Source organism: Bacillus sp. DNRA2, assembly GCF_012843265.1.
Lineage (GTDB): Bacteria > Bacillota > Bacilli > Bacillales > Cytobacillaceae > Bacillus_BU.
In genome coordinates this window covers 1-16,844 of the sequence record NZ_JABAIT010000046.1, presented here as the reverse complement: position 1 = coordinate 16,844, position 16,844 = coordinate 1, and the positions used below count along the sequence as shown (strand labels likewise).

Sequence of the window (16,844 nt, the reverse complement as noted above, 5' to 3'; positions counted from 1 at the left end):
GGTCACACCCGTTCCCATACCGAACACGGAAGTTAAGCTTCTCAGCGCCGATGGTAGTTGGGGGCTCTCCCCCTGTGAGAGTAGGACGCTGCCGGGCAATTGGAAAAACAGCTGATGAAGCTGTTTTTTTGTTTTGTGCATTTTTGTTTCGGACATGTAGTTCGTTATTTTTAAAAAAATGAGGCATTTACAATAGTTTCGGACACGGAGAACCTTATTTGCAAAAAATCTAAGTAAATGGCCATCGTTTGGCTACAATAAGGCACCTCATGTCCGAACAAAAGAGAAATCACAATTTTTGATTCAAATTAGGGATTATATGTCCGCACCGCACCGCTCCAATCTTCTTCAATTTCCTCCAATCCAATGTGCTCTGATTTCCCTCTCCTCCCCTTAAGTCCTTAGTTCCGCAGTTAAATACTGATAAATTAAGAACGGTCCTTTTACTAATGTAACCTCTAAAAAAGCCTGAATAAATGGGTAATCATTATTACTCATCATCTTCATTAGTTCACTCCACCATTCCGTTTCATATCTGGCAATCATACTTAAATTGTATAAAAGCAAATAATGGATAAGTATTTCTGGAAATTGAAATAGTCCATCTTTACTGAGTGGGAAATAATATTGTTTTTCTGATATATTAAATCGAAAGGGCAAAGCTTCATCTCCAGTTAACAGATTGTGACGGTTAAGCTCTACTTGAAGCAATTCCCCCTCTCGTTGTTTTACAGAAAAGGATTCTTTAAATTTCCCCCGTAAAAAATCTTCAAAGCGATTTTGTGTCATATAAAAGGTGTCTAATACCTTAGCGGAAATGGTAAATTGGTTATAGTGATGACGATCAGCTTTAGTAAAAGTTTTTTTCCCTTCTAGTTGGTAAAATAGCTGATTTAATTCAGGAATATTACTCAGAAGATCTTCCATTAAAACTTTGTCGCCTTCTAACTGTTTCATGTGAAACAATTGATCTGACATATAGGGAAAGAGGCCTGTTTTTTGTATTCTTACATCGTCTTCTAAAAAGCAATATTGCTGTTTTTTTCGTTTTCTCGAAGAAACACCGTGGGCTAATACAGATGTCGTCTCAGGATAAGAAGGGTCCCTTGTCAAAATACATGCTTTGACTAAATGTACAAACCCGTAAAAAAGTAAAATTGGTTGTATAATTAATGGAGAATGTTCAGCTTGCTGATAATAAACCATCCCGTGTTCAAGATAGTACATAAATGGATAGCAGTTTTGGTAGCTTTTTTTATCGGAGTCATTGATATTTTGCTTGAGATAACAATTCTTTAAAAAGGATTGGGTAAAGGAGGCTGAGAAGAAGATTTTGTAACTATTTAAGTCTTTATAATTCATTAAATTACCCCCTTGAAATTTTCTGAAAAATCTAACTTAAGCGAAGTTTCTTGACAGTATTTTATCCAATTGATAACCTACTAATAATATTTTTACGTATCCAGGAGGTCAAAAATAAAATGTGGGAATCTAAATTTAGTAAAGAGGGTTTAACGTTCGATGATGTATTGCTCATTCCGGCCAAATCGGAAGTGTTGCCACGAGATGTAAATCTTCAAGTAGAATTGACAGGAAAAATCAAGTTGAATATCCCAATTATCAGTGCAGGAATGGATACGGTAACAGAGGCGGATATGGCAATTGCAATTGCTAGACAGGGCGGAATTGGAATTATTCATAAGAACATGTCAATTGAGCAACAAGCAGATCAAGTTCTTAAAGTAAAGCGCTCTGAAAGCGGCGTTATCACGGATCCATTTTTCTTAACACCTGAACAGCAGGTTTTTGATGCTGAGCATTTAATGGGTAAATACAGAATCTCTGGGGTGCCTATCGTAAATAATGGAGAAGAGCAAAAATTAGTTGGTATCCTGACTAATCGTGATTTGCGGTTTATCCAAGATTATTCGATTTTAATCTCTGACGTAATGACAAAGGAAAATCTTGTCACTGCACCGGTAGGTACTAGCTTAGAAGATGCAGAAAAAATCCTGCAGCAATATAAAATTGAGAAATTGCCACTAGTAGATGAGACAGGTGTTTTAAAAGGCCTTATTACCATTAAAGATATTGAAAAGGTTATTGAATTCCCTAACTCAGCTAAGGATCAACAAGGAAGATTGTTAGCAGGTGCAGCAGTCGGTGTAACAGGAGATACAATTAATCGCGTTGACGCGCTTGTAAAAGCTAATGTTGATATCATTGTTGTTGATACTGCTCATGGTCACTCTGCAGGGGTAATCAATACTGTAAAAGAAATCAGAAGCAAATATCCGGAGTTGGGAATTATTGCTGGTAACGTGGCTACAGGAGCTGCGACAAAGGCATTGATCGAAGCTGGTGCAGATGTCGTTAAGGTTGGTATTGGCCCTGGTTCTATCTGTACTACCCGTGTGGTTGCCGGTGTAGGTGTACCACAAATTACTGCTGTATATGACTGTGCTACTGAAGCAAGAAAGCTTGGCAAAGCCATTATTGCTGATGGAGGAATTAAATATTCTGGTGATATCGTAAAAGCACTTGCTGCTGGTGGACATGCTGTTATGCTAGGTAGTATGCTTGCTGGTACTTCAGAGAGCCCTGGAGACACTGAAATTTACCAAGGTCGACGCTTTAAGGTTTATCGTGGTATGGGCTCTGTCAGTGCTATGGAAAAGGGATCAAAGGATCGTTACTTCCAAGAGGATAATAAAAAGTTTGTTCCAGAAGGTATTGAAGGAAGAGTTCCTTACAAAGGACCGCTTGCTGATTCTATTTACCAATTAGTTGGTGGCATTCGTTCTGGTATGGGTTATTGTGGTACTAAAGACTTACGTGAATTAAGAGAAAATGCCCAATTTATCAGAATGACTGGTGCTGGTTTAAGAGAAAGTCATCCACATGATGTTCAAATTACGAAAGAGGCACCTAACTATTCACTTTCTTAATGTAATATCCATTGAAAAAAAGTAGACTATTTCTACATTTTCAGGAGGCAGAGGAAATATTCTCTGTCTTTTTTCTCGTGTGCATTTATGTTAAACTATTCAAGGTGAAAATAAAGAGACTAACTATCTCAACTGCAATACCGTCATAAATTATTAGAGCTGGAGGAAATCGGGTTGAATTATTATCGTAAGTTTCTGTCGTTCATTGTCATGTTTGTTATTAGTTTTGCATCTATCGCAACAATCATTCCAAATCAGGCTAGTGCGGAAAGCGATCCACTAGGGATTAATGCGGAAGCTGCTATATTACTAGATGCTAAGACTGGTAAAATTTTATATCAAAAAAATCCCGATGCCGTTCTAGGTGTAGCAAGTATGTCTAAAATGATGACGGAATACTTGGTATTAGAAGCAATCCATAATAAAAAACTTTCTTGGGATCAAAAAGTAATGATTAATGAGTATGTTCATAAATTATCAGCTGCTCCTGGATTATCAAATGTTGGTTTGACTCAAGGTGAAGAATATACAGTAAAAGAATTGTACGAAGCAATGGCCATTTTCTCAGGTAACGCAGCAACGGTTGCTTTAGCCGAAACTGTGGCAGGGACTGAGAAGAATTTCGTGGCGTTAATGAATAAACGAGCTGGAGAATTAGGTTTAAAGGATTTTAAATTTGTTAATGCCTCTGGACTTAACAACGAAAGTTTATTAGGTAACATCCCAGCAGGTGGGCCAAATGATGAAAATGTTATGTCAGCACGCGCAACTGCTAAATTAGCCTATCGGTTAATAACTGATTACCCTGAAGTAATTGAAATTGCCAAAACACCAAAGTTGAATTTTGCAAAGGATGGGAAGGAATATCCAAACTTTAACTGGATGCTTCCTGGTTTAATTTTTGAATATAAAGGTGTAGATGGTCTGAAAACAGGCTCTACAGATTTTGCTGGTTATTGTTTTACAGCTACTGCAGAAAGAAATGGTCAACGATTTATTTCAGTAGTTATGAAAGCATCTTCAAAGGACACACGTTTTACGGAAACAAGAAAAGTCCTTGATTACGCATTCAATAATTTTGGTGAAGAACAGGTTTTACCTAAACATTATCAAGTTAAAGGTACAAAAACCCTTCCGGTTATTAAAGGAAAAGGCGATAACGTAAAGATCTACACGAAAGATGCCATTGACTTAGTCGTGAAAAATGGTGAAAAAGATAACTATAAAGCAGTATTAGTATTAGATAAGAAAAAGCTTACGAAAAACGGAGAGTTAACTGCTCCAGTTAAAAAAGGTGATAAAGTCGGGTATGTAACGCTTGAACCGAAAAATGGCGAGGATTTTGGCTTTATTAATAGCGATCCTTCAAAAGGAATTAAGGTAGATGTGATTGCTGCAGAAAATGTTGAAAAAGCGAACGGCTTTGTATTAATGATGCGTGGTATTGGCGGATTCTTTGGTGATGTTTGGGGAAGTGTGTCGTCTACTGTAAAAGGATGGTTCTAAAAATGAGGGTTCTTGTCTTGACAAGAGCCCCTTTTTATTGTTTTATTTAAAAAAGAATAATCCGATAGAATTAATTGTTCTTAAAATTTAAACATCTTAATTTTTTGGGGGGAAGTTTCCGTGAAAACTGGAACAGATCGCGTTAAAAGAGGTATGGCAGAAATGCAAAAAGGCGGCGTCATCATGGACGTTATCAATGCTGAGCAAGCTAAAATTGCTGAGGAGGCAGGGGCTGTTGCCGTTATGGCATTGGAGCGAGTGCCTTCAGATATTCGTGCAGCTGGTGGCGTTGCAAGAATGGCAGATCCAACTATCACTGAAGAAGTTATCAATGCAGTATCGATTCCTGTAATGGCAAAATGCCGGATTGGACACATTGTAGAAGCACGCGTACTTGAAGCATTAGGTGCTGATTACATAGATGAAAGTGAAGTATTAACTCCAGCAGATGAGGAGTTCCATTTATATAAAAGAGACTTTACTGTACCGTTTGTATGCGGATGCCGTGATTTAGGTGAAGCAGCTCGTCGTATCGCTGAGGGTGCGTCAATGCTTCGTACTAAAGGTGAGCCAGGAACAGGAAATATCGTTGAAGCAGTTCGTCATATGCGTAAAGTAAATGCTCAGGTGAAGAAAGTAGTAGGTATGAATGAAGACGAACTAATGACTGAAGCTAAGCTACTAGGTGCTCCATTTGAAGTATTACTTGAAATCAAACGCTTAGGCAAGCTTCCAGTTGTTAACTTTGCAGCAGGTGGAGTTGCAACTCCTGCAGATGCTGCGTTAATGATGCAGCTTGGTGCTGACGGTGTATTCGTAGGTTCAGGTATTTTCAAATCAGAAAATCCTGCTAAATTTGCAAGAGCAATTGTTGAAGCAACAACACACTATCAAGATTATGAATTAATTGCGAGCCTTTCAAAAGGTCTTGGAACAGCAATGAAGGGAATTGAAATCTCTACAATTGCTCCAAGTGCACGTATGCAAGATCGCGGTTGGTAAGGAGTACTACAATGGTTAAAATCGGAGTTCTAGGATTACAGGGAGCGGTACGGGAGCATGTCCGTTCCATTGAAGAATCCGGAGCGGAAGCAGTCGTAATTAAAAAGGTTGAGCAGTTGGATGAGATTGACGGGTTAATTTTACCTGGCGGTGAAAGTACAACAATGCGCAAGCTAATTGATAAATACAACTTCATGGATAAGCTAAGAGAATTTGCTAATTCCGGCAAACCAATGTTTGGTACTTGTGCTGGTTTAATTTTGTTAGCTAAACGTGTAATTGGGTATGACGAGCCACATATTGGGATTATGGATGTAACAGTTGAACGTAATTCCTTTGGTCGTCAGCGGGAAAGTTTTGAGGCTGAGCTGGATATTACCGGTGTTGCTCTTGATTTTCCAGCGGTGTTTATCCGCGCTCCTCACATTGTTGCAGCTGGTGAAAACGTCGAGGTTATTTCAAAGCATAATGGACGAATCGTAGCTGCTCGTGAAGGCAATGTTTTAGGATGTTCTTTCCATCCCGAACTAACGGATGACCATCGTTTAACTGCTTATTTTGTCAGCATGGTAAAAGAGGCAAAAGGAACACAATCTGTATAAATTGGTTGCATTCGAGCAATAACTATAGTACATTATGTGTGAATTCATATGGTTTAAAGCCATGAGAGGAAATAGTAGCAAACAGCATTTCTTAAGAGAGCCAGTGGTTGGTGTGAACTGGTGAAGCGCTTTTGTGAATCCATCCTCGAGTAAAGCATGGAACGCCTTCTTTTAGGTTAGTAATTGCTTTCGGTAACAGCCGTTATCTGTTTGAGGTGGAGGGCATATTATTGCCTTCAACCAGGGTGGTATCGCGAGTAACTCTCGTCCCTGTATTAGGGACGGGAGTTTTTTATTTTTTTTGCTGTTAATACATAGTGTTGATTTTTTTCACAAGTTGATTGGAGCGGAAGGCACGAGACTCCTGCGGGAGTAGCGGGACAGGTGAGACCCCACAGGCGCTAAAGCGCCGAGGAGGCTCACCGCCCGCCCCGCGGAAAGGGAGTGCCTGCAGCGGAAATCAACATTCATGTTTAACACAGCCTATTTTTATAAGGGAGGATTAAGTATGCTGGATATTAAAGTATTACGAGCAAACTTTGAAGAGGTAAAAGCTAAGCTTCAGCACCGCGGTGAGGATTTAACAGACTTAGGGAAATTTGAAGAACTAGATCAGAAACGCCGTGACTTAATCGTTGAAAGCGAAAAATTGAAGAGCAAGCGCAATGAGGTATCACAACAAGTAGCTCAACTAAAGCGAGAAAAACAAAACGCTGACCATTTAATTGCTGAAATGAAGCAGGTTGGCGAGAATATTAAAACATATGATGAAGAGCTACGAGTTGTTGAAGAGAAGTTAGAAGGGTTATTGCTTAGCATTCCCAATATCCCGCATGAAAGTGTACCGGTTGGTGATACTGAAGATGACAATGTTCAAATCCGAACTTGGGGTGAAGTTCGCAAATTTGATTTTGAAGCAAAGCCACACTGGGATTTAGCCGATCAACTAGACATTCTTGATTTTGAGCGGGCAGGGAAGGTTACAGGAAGCCGTTTTGTCTTTTATAAAGGCTTAGGTGCTCGTTTAGAACGTGCATTGTTTAACTTTATGCTAGACCTTCATGTGGATGAGCATGGTTACAAGGAAATTCTGCCACCGTATATGGTCAACCGTGCTTCAATGACTGGGACTGGGCAGCTGCCAAAATTCGAAGAGGATGCTTTCTTAATTGAGAGTGAAGATTTCTTCTTAATCCCAACTGCGGAAGTTCCAGTTACAAATCTCCACCGTGACGAAATTCTAAACGGCACTGACTTGCCAATCAGTTATGCTGCATTTAGTGCGTGTTTCCGTTCAGAAGCAGGTTCAGCTGGTCGTGATACACGCGGCTTAATCCGTCAGCACCAATTTAATAAAGTAGAGTTGGTTAAATTTGTAAAACCTGAGGATTCTTATGCTGAGCTTGAAAAATTAACAGGTCATGCTGAAAAAGTACTTCAGCTTTTAGGACTTCCTTATCGTGTGATGAGCATGTGTACGGGAGATTTAGGTTTCACTGCGGCGAAAAAATATGATATTGAGGTTTGGTTACCAAGCTACAATACATACCGAGAGATTTCATCATGCAGTAATTTTGAGGGCTTCCAGGCTCGTCGTGCAAATATTCGCTTCCGTCGTGATCTTAAAGCAAAGCCTGAGCATGTGCACACTTTAAATGGTTCTGGGCTTGCAATCGGTAGAACAGTTGCTGCGGTTTTAGAAAATTACCAGCAAGAGGATGGCAGCATCTTAATTCCAGAGGTATTACAGCCGTATATGGGCAAACATAAAGTAATTGTTCCTGAAGTTTAAAGATAAAAAGCTGGTCGAAATTTTTTCGCCCAGCTTTTTAATAATCATGTTGACTTTGCTTTTTGGACGTGTTATATTATTTCTTGTCACGGAGGAATACCCAAGTCCGGCTGAAGGGATCGGTCTTGAAAACCGACAGGCGGGTTAAACCGCGCGGGGGTTCGAATCCCTCTTCCTCCGCCATTTTTACATCTATGATTTTAATATGTATCGTGCATAAATTGGAGATTGAAGCCTGCTACTTTCTAAAGTAGCGGGTTTTTTTGACTATAAATAAAGAAAATTCGACAAAAGTGTGAACAAAGGCAAAAATACTTGAGAAATCTCGAAATTGAAAAGCTGTTTCGCAAAGAATGTTGCCTTTTAGCGTTCTAGGTATAACCCTTCGAACAAGATTAGTATAACCACAGGATAAATACTGTTTCTAGCGGACACAGAGTACCTTATTTGCAGTAAAATCCTTGATTTGAAAGGTTTGCGGACTTCAGATACCTTATTTAGCCAAAAACTTGAAAGTTAGACAGTGATTTGCGCAAATAGAGGATTCAATGTCCTCATCCATCTCGATAATACAGTTATTAGCACAAATAAAGGATTGGATGTCCACTAATTATTGCTTCCAAACATCTATATTCATCCAAAACGCAAAATTCTTTTAGAATAGAGCCAATTAAAAAGCAGGTATACCATCACAAACTGGATATACCTGCTTTGTTTTGCTGTTTTGTTGTTTTAAAGGTGAATGTTGATTTCAATGTGTTGATGATATAAGCGGACAAATTCCGGTTAAATTGGGAAATACCAATATTTCCTTAACAATAAGCGGAGTTTTTCCGCTTAAATGATCTAAATCTATAAATTTTGTTCATTTTAGAGCTGCTAAGCGGAATCTCTCCGCTTATTTGGGCTATTTGAGCTACCTTTTTTTATATTAGACGGAAATTCTCCGCTTATGAATTCTCATAACTACAGGGAAATCAACTTTGAAGAATAACAGAGCCTACTGCTTAAGAAAGTGTAAGTATTAAACTAGTTTTAGTGTCTAGCACCTGGGCAAGCCGCTTCCGCTTTTCTTACTTTATTAGCATTTTAGTTTGATTCATAAAATAAGAAACCCGTTCAATGATTGGTTCTATCGATGTGGAATCCTCAGAAAGATCATAGTCTTTAATATTAATGCGAAGCACTGGGCAAGCGTTAAAGGAATTTATCCAGTCTTCGTAGCGTTTATGCATTTCTAACCAATATTCAATTGGCGTTTGTTGTTCCATTGGCCGACCGCGCTTTTTAATCCGCTCCAGAATATCTTCAATCGATCCCTCTAAGTAAATAAGTAAATCTGGATGTGGGAAGTATGGGGTCATGACCATTGCTTCAAATAGGTTAGTGTAGGTTTCATAATCTACCTTCGACATCGTTCCTTTGTCAAAATGCATTTTTGCAAAAATACCCGTGTCCTCATAAATAGAGCGATCCTGAATAAAACCACCGCCATATTCGAAGATTCGCTTTTGCTCTTTGAAGCGTTCTGCTAAAAAATAAACCTGCAAATGAAAGCTCCAACGGGTAAAGTCTGCATAAAATTTATCTAAATAAGGGTTTGTGTCCACTTTTTCCAGGGATGTTCGGAATTCCAAAGCATCTGCTAAGGCGTGCGTCATAGTCGATTTACCTACGCCAACTGTACCGGCAATAGTGATAACCGCATTGGTTGGAATTTGATACTTCATGCGTAGATTCATAGTTGTGGGCTCCTTTTAAATACGTGTTTAGAAAGGGTATTGAAAATTAGAAATAGGTCTTCTTTTTGATTGACAAAATCCAACTCATCGCCGTTGAAACGGATTACAGGAATCTCGGGATGTTGCGCTTCAAATTCTAGCATCGCATGTTCGTAATCGAGCGATAATTGCTCTAAATAGAGCGGACTAATATTTTTTTCTACTTCTCGACCTCTTAATTTTATTCGAGAGAGGAGTGTATCGAGACTGGCATTTAAATAGATAATGACATTGGGTTTTGGCATATCTGAGGTAAGGATTTGATATATTTGATAGTATTTCTGAAATTCGTCTTGATTCAAGGTCCGTTTTGCAAAGATTAAATTTTTAAAAATATGATAATCAGCAACAACGGGCTGTTTTTGTGATAGATAATAACCGTTGATGTCTCCTAACTGTTTGTAGCGGTTGCACAGGAAAAACATCTCGGTTTGGAAACTCCATTCCTCAATATTTTCATAAAATTTCCCTAGAAATGGATTTTCATCAACAATTTCTTTCAAAAGGTTATATTGAAAGTGGTCAGATATTGCCTTTGCAAGGGAGGTTTTCCCTACACCTATCGGACCTTCAACCGTAATAAAAGGTGTTCCCTCCATAGTTGTCCTCCTCAATAAGCTTACAATCTATATATTATTTGTTATTTGAATATAATTTTAAAAATAGCGCAAGTGTAATTGTAACACAATTATATTGGAAACGAACTTGGAGATTATATGTATTTTTTAAAAATTAGGCTGGATTAAACGTGTCTGTTGATTTCCGTTACAGGCGCTTCGCTTTCCAGCCCAAATTAAATAGGACAGCTGCTCCGATGAGGCAACTGTCTTTATGTTATGATTTATCGTTTGACGACGTTGAAGTTTTCGACGATTAAGAGCCAGTTTTGGGGGAAGGAGAGTCCGAGCTTCCAATAGCTGATTCCCCGTAAATTTAACTCTTTGATGAGATCGAATTTAGCTTGGATTGAACGGGCATCCTCGAACCACACCTCATGCCGTTTTCCTTGGGCACCTGTATAATTAAAGTGAGGAGCTTGTGCCTTTGAATCGTATAAGATGGGGACATTGTGGGTAGCTGCTAGCTCAATAGCCTGCTGTGGACTCACAGCCCGAGCGACAGTTCCCTGTACAAATGGCAGCGTCCAATCGTATCCATATAAATTTTGTCCCATCATGATTTTTTGCCCGGGCATTTCAGTGAGGGCATAAGTAAGTACCTTTCTGACTTGATCTATAGGAGATACAGCCATCGCAGGACCACCACTATAACCCCATTCATAAGTCATAATCACCACAAAATCGACTATTTCACCGTGGGCTCGATAATCGTGAGCTTCATACCATTCTCCTTTTTGAGTAGCACTGGTTTTCGGCGCCAGAGCTGTGGAGATGAGCCAACCTTCACGCTTAAAACGATCACGCGCTCGTCTCAAGAATCGGTTATAAGCTTCGCGATCAGTAGGTCGCAAAAACTCAAAATCAAAATGGATATCTCTAAAACCGTACTTTTTCGCAGTACTAACAATAGTGTTTAAAAATCGATTTTGAATCTCTATATTTGTTAGAAGGATGTGACCGAGTTCAGCGTTGAATTGATCATTTTCCTGATTTGTAATGACCATCATTAAGGTATTCTTATTGGCACGGGCAATTGCTGGAAAGTTATTCAACAATGGTTCCTTTAGACTACCATCACGCAAGGCTTGAAAACTAAATGGGGCTAAATAGGTTAAATAAGGTGCTGCTTCCCTAGCACTTGCTTCCAATGCAGGAGCAACTGAATTACCTCGCGGCTCCACATAAGCATTGATTTCAGCGTTTCGTTTCGGACGTGGTGGAATATATAATCGCATTCCGATTGAAAGTGGTCTGTTCAATGGAATACGGTTAACTGTTGCTAATTGTTGAGCACTAATTCCAAATTTCCTTCCAACTGAATAAAGGCTATCTCCACTTTGGACCCAATAGAACCTTCCGATAATCGGTATAACTAAAGCTTGGCCTTGAACTAAATCATTTGGATTTGGAAGGTCATTTGCTTCAATAAGATCATTCACTGTTGTACTATATGCTTGAGCAATCCCAAACAAGGATTGATTGGGGCCAATCACATGTATTTGCATATTCATCCTCCTTATCAACACCAAATATTAATCATTTTATGATTTGAAAAATAAATAAATGATTTCATTGGCAAACTTGGTGTATGAATATAATAAGGTCAATCATAGGTGCATTAGTAAGTGAGTTCTTGTAAAATAAAAGAAATTCATTTCAATGAGGTATTCTATGAGCGTTCAAGATATTGAAGATGAAAAATTTATGGTTGTAGCCATTGAGGAAGCAAGAAAGGCTGAGGCAAAGGCTGAGGTTCCAATTGGGGCTGTCTTGGTATTGGGTGGAGAAATCATTGCCCGCGCCCATAATTTGCGCGAAACGAAGCAAAATTCATTAGCCCATGCTGAATTACTAGTAATTGATGAAGCTTGTCAAAAGCTTGGGACATGGCGTCTTGAAGAGGCTACATTGTATGTAACCTTAGAGCCTTGTCCGATGTGTGCAGGTGCGGTTATTTTATCGCGGATAAAGCGGGTTGTGTACGGGGCAAAGGATCCGAAGGGTGGTTGTGCAGGTACATTTATGAACTTGCCAGAAGATGAACGTTTTAACCATTGTAGTGAGGTCGTTAGCGGGGTATTAGAAACGGAATGCAGTGAACTGTTAACGAACTTTTTCAGGGCAATCCGTGAGCGGAAGAAGGCTAAGAAAAGGTTGCAGCAGCTTGAAATTACTGACTTACAATAATTAACATTGGTTTCAGATTGCATTTTCCGTCGAATCCTAGTATACTTCTAATTACCGTGCTAAGCGGGGAGGTAGCGGTGCCCTGTACTCGCAATCCGCTCTAGCGAGGCCGAATTCCCTCTCTGAGGCTGGCTGACTGTAGGGTCTGCCTTAAGTAAGTGGCGTTGACGCCCGGGTCCTGCGCAATGGGAATCCACGAACCATGTCAGGTCCGGAAGGAAGCAGCATTAAGTGGAAACTCTCATGTGCCGCGGGGTTGCCTGGGCTGAGCTAACTGCTTAAGTAACGCTTATGGTCGTCAGTCGAAGGAGGGTGCACGGTATACATACCGAACATCAAAGCTCGTCTCATACTTGAGATGAGTTTTTTTATTTGAAAAAGTGATGTTTTTGAAATAAGATCGGTGCCTAGCTCCAGCGCCTAGGGGCTCGGGGTCACAAGCCAAGCCCTTCCGGAAATCAGGATTTCCTGCAGGTCTCGTCTTGTGCCTGTCGCCCCTGACCAAGGCGCTTCCGCTTTATTAATTATGAGATGAGTTTTTTTATTTTTGTCCTTAATCATTTTGTAAAATTGAAAATGTATACGTTATAATAGAGAAGATACTTTTGGACAGCTAAAAGGCGCCAAGGACCAGAGTCCCTGGAGCAAAATTATAGAAGGGGCGATGTCAGTGAGTTATCAAGCTTTATACCGTGTTTGGCGTCCACAAGCCTTTATTGATGTTGTCGGACAAGAACATGTTACGAAAACTTTACAAAACGCCTTGCTTCAGCAAAAAATCTCACACGCCTACCTTTTCTCCGGGCCACGAGGAACAGGGAAAACAAGTGCTGCCAAAATTTTAGCTAAAGCCGTAAATTGTGAACGGGCACCTATTAGTGAGCCATGTAATGAGTGTGCAGCATGTAAGGGAATTACGGATGGATCTATCCCGGATGTAATCGAAATAGATGCCGCTTCTAACAATGGTGTCGAAGAAATTCGCGACATACGTGATAAAGTTAAATATGCACCAACTTCAGTAAAGTATAAGGTCTATATTGTTGACGAAGTACATATGCTTACGATTGGAGCGTTTAATGCGCTTTTAAAAACGCTTGAAGAACCACCAAAACACGTCATTTTTATTTTAGCAACGACTGAACCTCATAAAATCCCATTAACGATTATTTCACGCTGCCAACGTTTTGATTTTAAACGAATAACTGCGAAGGCAATTGTTGGAAGAATGCGTTTAATTGTCAATGAAACGGGAGTTGACTGTGAGGAACAGGCACTTCATATCATTGCTAAGGCTGCCGAGGGCGGAATGCGCGATGCATTAAGTTTATTGGACCAAGCAATTTCCTTTAGTCAGGACCGGGTAACCGTTGAAGATGCTTTAACTGTAACGGGTTCTGTTTCGCAAGGGTTCTTAAATAGTTTGGCAAGGGCAATTCTTGGACATGATACTGCTGGTGGATTATCAGCGCTTGATCAATTATTAGCAAATGGTAAAGACCCATCTCGGTTTATTGAAGACTTTATTTTTTATTTCCGAGATATGCTCCTATATAAGACGGCGCCATTACTGGAAGAAGCACTTGAAAGAACAATGGCTGATGAAGATTTTAAACAAATAGCTAATGAAATCAGTCATGACCAAATATATCAACTTATCGAGATATTAAATAAAACCCAGCAGGAAATGAAATGGACCAATCATCCAAGAATTTTCCTCGAAGTGGCACTAGTTAAGCTTTGTCATTTAGAAAGTTCCTCAGGGTTTTCAACAACATCAATGCCTGAAATTGAACAGCTACTTAGTAAAATTGAACATCTAGAAGAAAAAATCAGGAACTTGTCGATATCTGGTAATAGAGATCAAACTGCCGAGGAAACCACTGCTAAACAGCCACCGCAAAGAAGCTCACGCAAGGGTTTCCAAGCACCGGTGGGTAAAATAAATGAAATACTTAAGCAGGCCACAAAGAGTAACCTGAACATGGTGAAAAGTAAATGGGGGGAAATGCTTGGGTTACTTTCCCAAAGACAAATGCGTTCACAAGCTGCTTTATTAAATGATGCTGAACCAGTAGCAGCATCTGAACATACGTTTATTATTAAATTTAAATATGAAATCCACTGCCAAATGGCGATGGATAACCAAAGATTTCTCGAAACAGTATCTTCTATTATGGAACAATTACTAGGGAAAAATATGCAATTTGTAGGCGTTCCAGAAGATCAATGGCATAATATACGAGAGAACTTTATATCAAGTCAGCACCATGAATCCTCAGACGGGGATCAACTGAAGCAAGAGGACCCGTTAATAACCGAAGCAGTTAAGCTGTTTGGTGAAGATCTGGTAGAAATCAAAGAATAAAACATATTGGAGGTTTTCGTTATGATGCGTGGAGGAAACATGCAAGGTATGATGAAACAAATGCAAAAAATGCAGAAACAAATGGCAAAGGCTCAGGAAGAACTAGGTGAAAAGCGTATTGAAGGTACAGCTGGTGGAGTTGTAACAGTTATTGTTACTGGACATAAAGAAGTAGTTGAAGTAAATATTAAACCAGAAGCAGTAGACCCAGATGATGTAGAAATGCTTCAAGATTTAGTATTAGCGGCAACAAATGATGCCTTGAAAAAAGCAGAAGAACTAGTGAATAACACGATGGGACAATTTACTAAAGGAATGAATCTTCCCGGATTGTTCTAGGAGGAATTAATGATATGCATTATCCTGAACCGATTTCAAAGCTGATTGACAGCTTTATGAAATTGCCAGGAATTGGGCCAAAGACTGCCTCAAGACTGGCATTTCATGTGTTAAGTATGAAGGAAGATATTGTGTTGGATTTTGCGAAAGCTTTAGTAAATGCTAAAAGAAATCTAACCTATTGTTCCGTTTGTGGTCATATTACTGATCAAGATCCATGTTATATTTGCGAGGATCAGCGCAGGGATCGCACTGTCATTTGTGTAGTTCAAGATCCAAAAGATGTAATTGCGATGGAGAAAATGAAGGAATTTTCCGGATTATATCATGTTTTACATGGCGCAATCTCTCCGATGGACGGGATTGGCCCAGAAGATATTAAAATTCCTGAATTACTTAAACGGCTCCAAGATGAAACAGTTGAAGAGGTTATTCTTGCCACTAATCCCAATATCGAGGGAGAAGCAACTGCCATGTATATTTCTCGCTTGTTAAAACCGTCTGGTATCAAAATCACAAGAATTGCCCACGGCTTACCAGTTGGCGGTGATTTGGAATATGCTGATGAAGTAACCCTTTCAAAAGCATTAGAAGGACGAAGAGAAGTATAATTCAATCGGAGGAATACCTATGTTTTTTCAACGAAAAGGTCGACTTCGTAAAGAGTTCGATGAAAAACTGCTAACTCAGCTGAATAATGCCCGAAACTTTTGGTATAATCAGAAATCGCTTGTTGAAAAGTGTCTTGATCCGTCAGAAGATATCATCAGCGAGGCGAAATTAGCGGAGTTAAAATATTTCTTTTTAATAAGAGAAGCCAAGAGTAGAAAAATTTCAATTAGAAAATAAACAGTATATAGCCCCTTACCATTGGTCTTTTTTCAGACGCTTGTACATAACTTATTAGTACAAATAATATGGTAGGGGGTTATTTTCATTTGGAACCAGTTATAATCATTTCGATTATCGGTGTTTTAGTTTTATTATTACTATTTATTGGTGCGCCCGTAAGACCAATTCGATATATTGGACAAGGAATCATAAAGTTATTAATTGGTGCGATGTTTCTTTTCTTTTTAAATACCCTTGGAAATCAATATGGTATTTATGTTCCGATAAATTTTATTACGACAGCGATATCTGGGTTTCTTGGTCTACCAGGATTGGCAGCGTTAGTTGCAGTACAAGTTTGGGTAATGTAAATACTTAGTTAAATGAATCCGTCATCTTCTGGCGGTTTTTTATTTTTTAGGAGCGTTAAACATGAATGTTGATTTCCGCTGCAGGCACTTCGCTTTCCGCGGGGTCTCCCATACCAGCTACTCCCGCAGGAGTCTTCGTGCCTTCCGCTCCAATCAACTTGGGATTAATCAAAACTAAGCATTAACACATTCTATTTTTAAAAAAAGTGAAATTAGTGTTGACGGGAATTTGTGGTCGTGCTATTATAAGTAACGTCGTCAAAACGACAAAAAACATTTCAAAAAAATGTTTGACAAAAATATGACGAAATGTTATATTTATAAAGTCGCCTCGAGCGGCACAAATTGCTCTTTGAAAACTAAACAAACAAACGTCAACAATAAACAAATTATAGTGTGATTGATTTCGATCATGAACACTAGCCAACGTAACTTTTATGAGCTAAATCAACTTTCTTGGAGAGTTTGATCCTGGCTCAGGACGAACGCTGGCGGCG

The 16,844-nt window shown here is 39.3% G+C and carries 15 protein-coding genes, 1 tRNA gene, 1 rRNA gene, 1 other RNA gene and 1 other annotated feature; of the genes, 14 read left to right on the top strand and 4 right to left on the bottom strand.

Features of this window, described 5'->3' with window-relative positions:
* Positions 1-97 (top strand): 5S ribosomal RNA (gene rrf, locus HHO41_RS21390); the annotation flags it as partial.
* A gap of 296 nt (positions 98-393) precedes the next feature.
* Here the strand turns inward: rrf and HHO41_RS21385 are convergent.
* Positions 394-1,362 carry a YaaC family protein gene (locus HHO41_RS21385; protein ID WP_169102493.1) on the bottom strand — a complete coding sequence of 323 codons (969 nt, stop codon included), beginning with the start codon at positions 1,360-1,362 and terminating at the stop codon, positions 394-396.
* A gap of 119 nt (positions 1,363-1,481) precedes the next feature.
* On the opposite strand from HHO41_RS21385, the gene guaB reads away from it, so the two are divergent.
* From guaB to HHO41_RS21355, 6 genes are all read left to right on the top strand, one after another.
* Complete coding sequence (gene guaB / locus HHO41_RS21380) at positions 1,482-2,948, top strand: IMP dehydrogenase (protein ID WP_169102491.1); 1,467 nt, start codon at positions 1,482-1,484, stop codon at positions 2,946-2,948.
* A gap of 210 nt (positions 2,949-3,158) precedes the next feature.
* On the top strand, positions 3,159-4,454 hold the full coding sequence (locus HHO41_RS21375) for a serine hydrolase (RefSeq protein WP_169102497.1): 1,296 nt from the start codon (positions 3,159-3,161) through the stop codon (positions 4,452-4,454).
* Between the two features lie 120 nt (positions 4,455-4,574).
* Positions 4,575-5,456 (top strand): pyridoxal 5'-phosphate synthase lyase subunit PdxS, encoded by an 882-nt coding sequence (pdxS, locus tag HHO41_RS21370; protein ID WP_147536212.1) that lies wholly within the window; start codon positions 4,575-4,577, stop codon positions 5,454-5,456.
* Between the two features lie 11 nt (positions 5,457-5,467).
* Positions 5,468-6,058 carry a pyridoxal 5'-phosphate synthase glutaminase subunit PdxT gene (gene pdxT, locus HHO41_RS21365; protein ID WP_169102489.1) on the top strand — a complete coding sequence of 197 codons (591 nt, stop codon included), beginning with the start codon at positions 5,468-5,470 and terminating at the stop codon, positions 6,056-6,058.
* Between the two features lie 52 nt (positions 6,059-6,110).
* Positions 6,111-6,333: a binding site (T-box leader), on the top strand.
* Positions 6,334-6,566: 233 nt separating this feature from the next.
* On the top strand, positions 6,567-7,850 hold the full coding sequence (gene serS, locus HHO41_RS21360; RefSeq protein WP_169102487.1) for a serine--tRNA ligase: 1,284 nt from the start codon (positions 6,567-6,569) through the stop codon (positions 7,848-7,850).
* Between the two features lie 90 nt (positions 7,851-7,940).
* A tRNA-Ser gene (locus tag HHO41_RS21355) sits at positions 7,941-8,033 on the top strand.
* Between the two features lie 890 nt (positions 8,034-8,923).
* On the opposite strand, the gene HHO41_RS21350 is transcribed toward HHO41_RS21355, so the two are convergent.
* The 3 genes from HHO41_RS21350 to HHO41_RS21340 all read right to left on the bottom strand — a co-directional run bounded on the left by HHO41_RS21350 (position 8,924) and on the right by HHO41_RS21340 (position 11,756).
* A complete protein-coding gene (locus HHO41_RS21350) occupies positions 8,924-9,592 on the bottom strand; it encodes a deoxynucleoside kinase (protein WP_169102485.1) in 669 nt (222 codons plus the stop codon).
* Complete coding sequence (locus HHO41_RS21345; RefSeq protein WP_169102483.1) at positions 9,589-10,230, bottom strand: deoxynucleoside kinase; 642 nt, start codon at positions 10,228-10,230, stop codon at positions 9,589-9,591. The genes HHO41_RS21350 and HHO41_RS21345 overlap by 4 nt, the downstream gene beginning before the upstream one ends.
* A 242-nt stretch (positions 10,231-10,472) precedes the next feature.
* Positions 10,473-11,756: a glycosyl hydrolase family 18 protein gene (locus tag HHO41_RS21340; RefSeq protein ID WP_169102481.1), complete on the bottom strand. Its 1,284-nt coding sequence runs from the start codon at positions 11,754-11,756 to the stop codon at positions 10,473-10,475.
* 166 nt (positions 11,757-11,922) lie between these two features.
* Between HHO41_RS21340 and tadA the strand changes: the two genes are divergently transcribed.
* The 7 genes from tadA to HHO41_RS21305 all read left to right on the top strand — a co-directional run bounded on the left by tadA (position 11,923) and on the right by HHO41_RS21305 (position 16,347).
* Positions 11,923-12,438: a tRNA adenosine(34) deaminase TadA gene (tadA, locus tag HHO41_RS21335; protein WP_169102479.1), complete on the top strand. Its 516-nt coding sequence runs from the start codon at positions 11,923-11,925 to the stop codon at positions 12,436-12,438.
* A gap of 54 nt (positions 12,439-12,492) precedes the next feature.
* Positions 12,493-12,758: signal recognition particle sRNA large type (gene ffs, locus HHO41_RS21330), an RNA gene on the top strand.
* 350 nt (positions 12,759-13,108) lie between these two features.
* Entirely contained in the window at positions 13,109-14,806 is a 1,698-nt protein-coding gene (gene dnaX, locus HHO41_RS21325; protein WP_169102477.1) for a DNA polymerase III subunit gamma/tau, read from the top strand.
* Between the two features lie 24 nt (positions 14,807-14,830).
* On the top strand, positions 14,831-15,145 hold the full coding sequence (locus tag HHO41_RS21320; protein ID WP_169102495.1) for a YbaB/EbfC family nucleoid-associated protein: 315 nt from the start codon (positions 14,831-14,833) through the stop codon (positions 15,143-15,145).
* Positions 15,146-15,159: 14 nt separating this feature from the next.
* Complete coding sequence (gene recR / locus HHO41_RS21315) at positions 15,160-15,756, top strand: recombination mediator RecR (RefSeq protein ID WP_169102475.1); 597 nt, start codon at positions 15,160-15,162, stop codon at positions 15,754-15,756.
* Between the two features lie 19 nt (positions 15,757-15,775).
* A complete protein-coding gene (locus HHO41_RS21310; RefSeq protein ID WP_169102473.1) occupies positions 15,776-15,994 on the top strand; it encodes a YaaL family protein in 219 nt (72 codons plus the stop codon).
* A gap of 89 nt (positions 15,995-16,083) precedes the next feature.
* Positions 16,084-16,347 (top strand): pro-sigmaK processing inhibitor BofA family protein, encoded by a 264-nt coding sequence (locus tag HHO41_RS21305; protein ID WP_169102471.1) that lies wholly within the window; start codon positions 16,084-16,086, stop codon positions 16,345-16,347.
* Positions 16,348-16,844: the final 497 nt, after the last annotated feature.

What these genes read in the sequence shown, in the direction of transcription:
- HHO41_RS21385 (WP_169102493.1), bottom strand. Translation starts at nt 1,362, where the DNA reads ATGAATTATAAAGACTTAAATAGTTACAAAATCTTCTTCTCAGCCTCC.
- guaB (WP_169102491.1), top strand. Translation starts at nt 1,482, where the DNA reads ATGTGGGAATCTAAATTTAGTAAAGAGGGTTTAACGTTCGATGATGTA.
- HHO41_RS21375 (WP_169102497.1), top strand. Translation starts at nt 3,159, where the DNA reads ATGTTTGTTATTAGTTTTGCATCTATCGCAACAATCATTCCAAATCAG.
- pdxT (WP_169102489.1), top strand. Translation starts at nt 5,468, where the DNA reads ATGGTTAAAATCGGAGTTCTAGGATTACAGGGAGCGGTACGGGAGCAT.
- serS (WP_169102487.1), top strand. Translation starts at nt 6,567, where the DNA reads ATGCTGGATATTAAAGTATTACGAGCAAACTTTGAAGAGGTAAAAGCT.
- HHO41_RS21350 (WP_169102485.1), bottom strand. Translation starts at nt 9,592, where the DNA reads ATGAATCTACGCATGAAGTATCAAATTCCAACCAATGCGGTTATCACT.
- HHO41_RS21345 (WP_169102483.1), bottom strand. Translation starts at nt 10,230, where the DNA reads ATGGAGGGAACACCTTTTATTACGGTTGAAGGTCCGATAGGTGTAGGG.
- HHO41_RS21340 (WP_169102481.1), bottom strand. Translation starts at nt 11,756, where the DNA reads ATGCAAATACATGTGATTGGCCCCAATCAATCCTTGTTTGGGATTGCT.
- tadA (WP_169102479.1), top strand. Translation starts at nt 11,923, where the DNA reads ATGAGCGTTCAAGATATTGAAGATGAAAAATTTATGGTTGTAGCCATT.
- HHO41_RS21320 (WP_169102495.1), top strand. Translation starts at nt 14,831, where the DNA reads ATGCGTGGAGGAAACATGCAAGGTATGATGAAACAAATGCAAAAAATG.
- recR (WP_169102475.1), top strand. Translation starts at nt 15,160, where the DNA reads ATGCATTATCCTGAACCGATTTCAAAGCTGATTGACAGCTTTATGAAA.
- HHO41_RS21310 (WP_169102473.1), top strand. Translation starts at nt 15,776, where the DNA reads ATGTTTTTTCAACGAAAAGGTCGACTTCGTAAAGAGTTCGATGAAAAA.